Source organism: Apibacter sp. (assembly GCF_025291155.1).
Classification (GTDB): domain Bacteria; phylum Bacteroidota; class Bacteroidia; order Flavobacteriales; family Weeksellaceae; genus Apibacter.
In genome coordinates this window covers 1-3595 of record NZ_JAMBJZ010000133.1, presented here as the reverse complement: position 1 = coordinate 3595, position 3595 = coordinate 1, and the positions used below count along the sequence as shown (strand labels likewise).

Genomic DNA, 3595 nt, shown 5'->3' with positions numbered 1-3595 from the left:
TCTTGTGTAGTCATAATCATCCGACGTCCCATCATAGGAGATGAAATTGTAGATTCTTCATCATTAGATGTAATATTGATAGATCCAGGTATGTTTTTATTAAAACTTATTGTGGAATTTTGCACTTGTTTTGCTGTACCCTCTTCTATATATATTGTCTCTCTTCCACCTTTACCGGAAGAGATCACTTTCAATATTTGTTTTCCAGAACCATTAAGTTGTAAGGAATCTTGAGCTCTTGGAATAAATCCAATGGACTGTAATTTTACTTTTTTTCCTTGAAAATCATAGTTCGCTAAAAACCTTTTTTGAAAGGGCTTAAGTAATAAAGGAATATTTTCTGAAGTAAATGTAAAACCGATATCTTGATAAGCCCTCGTTAAACCCGTATAATCTGATATTTGAACTTTAACATAAGTATCATCCGAAATAATTTCATCATTAACCTCTCCTTCTCTAATATGTATTTGTCCCTCATAACTGATATATCTGGTTATTGCTCCCCCTAAAAACATAAAAATAAAAGATAAATGAAAGGCTAATATAGGCCATTTATTAAAAGACCATAATTTATATTTTTTTATATTGCCGATAAAGTTTAAAATTAAGATAAGCATTATTATTTCAAACCATTTTGAATTATAAATTAATGCTTTCGCTACTGAAGTTCCGTAATCGTTTTCTACAAATGTACCCCACGCCATTGCCAAAGCGTAAATGATAAGCATAACAGCCGTTGTCTTTGTGGAAAACAACAAGTCAAGAATTTTCTTCATTGGTTTTAAGATTATTTTATACAACCTTTCAAAAATACATTAACTTGCTACCATTACAAAATCTTTATATAAATAAAATTTAAATTATAAGGTGATTAAATTGTAATAATTTTTAATTACTCTAATTCTTCTGTAGGAGTTAATTCACCCGATTGAAAAGCCCTTAAAAGAATTGCTTCCACAAAAGCATCATCTCGTATGTGGTAAGGATCAAAAGGCTCCTTTAAGTCTATATCGAATGCAACTGCTTTTGCATTCCACCAAAATGCAGACCAGCCATTTCGCAATTCTTTTATAATTTCATAAACAGTTTTGCCCGTTGAACGGTACATTAATTTTGAAAAAATCTTCCCCTCGGCTTTTGTTAATGATTTGAGTTTTCCCTCAAACTCTTCTGAAAGTTGTTTTTGTCTTTTCCTACTATATTTTTTATAAGCTGATTTATTTGAAATCATATTCAAGGTATCAGATATGTTATTATATTGTTTCAATGCTATAATAAAATAAGGGTATACTCTGAAAACTTTTTTTTTAAGCCAACTATATTGGTCTTTGTCCAATGTATTATTAAACTTTGGCATACCTTGAACGTATATAGGATTTAAAATAACTGAAATACTATCTTCAGTTATTTTATATTCAGAAGCTTCATGAAGCATGATAGAATCAGTATAAAACTGAAATTCTGTTTTTATAGCATCATTGATCGTAGCTAATGAGTCTCTTTTTTGAGACTGAACTGTATTAAAAATTATAATAAATAAAATAGTGAAAATTCTATGGCTCATAAATTTTATCTCGTCAAAAATTATTCCTAAAATTAGTACATTTGTAAAAAACCAAGTTAGTATGATTAAAACAATTTTAGATGAGAAATCTTTAAATTTTTTAGAAAGATATATAAACACTCCTTCACCTACAGGCGCTGAAAGTAAAGGACAAAAACTATGGATGGATTATGTATCACCATTTGTTGATGAAATTCGAACAGATAATTACGGAACAGCTTACGGAATAATAAATCCGGAGGCAAAATATAAGGTGGTTATTGAAGCTCATGCCGATGAAATATCTTGGTTTGTAAATTATATTACTGAGGATGGTTTACTATATGTAATTCGAAATGGCGGTTCTGATCATATGATTGCTCCCTCAAAAAAAGTTCATATTCATACAAAGAAAGGAATTTTAGATGGAGTTTTTGGTTGGCCGGCTATTCATACAAGAAATTATACAGGTAATGAAGAACCTCCTAAGGTTGAGACTTTATGGGTAGATTGCGGTGCTACTTCTAAAAAGGAAGTTGAAGAATTAGGAATTCATGTAGGATGTATAATCACCTATCCTGATGAATTTTTTATTTTAAATTCCAATTATTTCGTTGGAAGGGCCTTAGATAATAGAGTTGGAGGATTTATGATTGCTCAGGTTGCAAAACTTATCAAAGAAAATAACGATAAACTTGATTTTGGTTTGTATATAACCAATGCAGTACAAGAAGAAGTTGGATTGCGTGGAGCAGAAATGATAACTCAAACTATAAAACCCAATGTAGCTATTGTAACAGATGTTACACACGATACTACCACTCCTATGATTAATAAAATGAAACATGGAGAAATAAAATGTGGTAATGGACCGGTTATTTCTTATGCACCTGCTGTACAAAATAATTTAAGAGAACTCATTATTGAAAGTGCCGAAAAAAATAATATCCCTTTTCAAAGACATGCTTCCAGCAGAGTAACCGGTACGGATACCGATGCTTTTGCATATTCAAATGGAGGGATTCCATCTGCATTAATTTCTCTTCCTCTAAGGTATATGCATACTACTGTGGAGATGGTTCATAAAAAGGATGTTGAAAATACAATACTTATGATGTATCATTCTTTGAAAAGTATAAAAATTAATCAAAATTTTAAATATTTATAATTACAAAGAAGGAGCTAAAATATTAGCTCCTTTAATATTCTTTGTTATTTAAAAAAACTTTTATCGACAATATAATTATACGATAGGTAATTTATAAAAAACAAATTTATCTCTTTATTTAATTAAGAGACATTTAATATATATAATATAGTTAGTTACATAAAGTAAATGGATTTTGATTATTTATTTTAAAATTGTGAGTTAATGAAGTATCTATTATTATAGGTTTTAAGAAAGTCATTCTATAATTAGATAATGTTTTTAATATTTTATCTGCTATATAAAAATAATTCTTAACTTTAAATTCATCACTAAAAAAGCACCCTTCATTAGATGTATTTACCGGTATTTTCTTAACTGTTAAATTTATGTAAGGAATTACATTGATTTTTTTTAGGAGAATTCTATTATAAATAAGATAATATTTACAATATATTTTTTCAAATTCTATTAATAAATAATTACTGATTGTAAATAATATTGTATGAACATCTTTATTATTTCCAATGACAATAAAACTGAAAAAATTTATATTAATAATATAGACATAAATTATCAATAATAAAATCAATAAATAATGATGAATTTTCATGATAATTTTCGTTAGCTCAATAAGATATTTTTAACTTATACGCAAAATTACATAAAAATTTGTTAAAATTAATATTTTTTTTAATATTTATAATTTAATAAATACAAACACAAAAACAATATATATTATTTAAAAAATTAAATTATTTTATACTATATATATATTTATTAAAAAAATATTTATGTTAATCTATATTAATTTAATTTAGGATTTTTAGGAGAATTAACCCAAATAATATTATTTTTATCTATCTTAATCAATTGATTTTTCCATAAATTGTTATCCCATTTTA

General features: G+C 26.8%; 3 protein-coding genes. 1 reads left to right on the top strand and 2 read right to left on the bottom strand.

Annotated elements, in window-relative coordinates:
- Positions 1–776, bottom strand: a 776-nt coding sequence (locus M3Z80_RS09450; protein ID WP_366519880.1) for a cytochrome c biogenesis protein ResB, incomplete at its 3' end; no start/stop codon positions are given.
- Between the two features lie 116 nt (positions 777–892).
- Positions 893–1564: a DUF4294 domain-containing protein gene (locus M3Z80_RS09445; RefSeq protein WP_293919367.1), complete on the bottom strand. Its 672-nt coding sequence runs from the start codon at positions 1562–1564 to the stop codon at positions 893–895.
- Positions 1565–1625: 61 nt separating this feature from the next.
- Here M3Z80_RS09445 and M3Z80_RS09440 point away from each other — a divergent pair, with 61 nt between their 5' ends.
- Complete coding sequence (locus M3Z80_RS09440; RefSeq protein WP_293919366.1) at positions 1626–2711, top strand: M42 family metallopeptidase; 1086 nt, start codon at positions 1626–1628, stop codon at positions 2709–2711.
- The last annotated feature ends 884 nt before the right edge of the window (positions 2712–3595 follow it).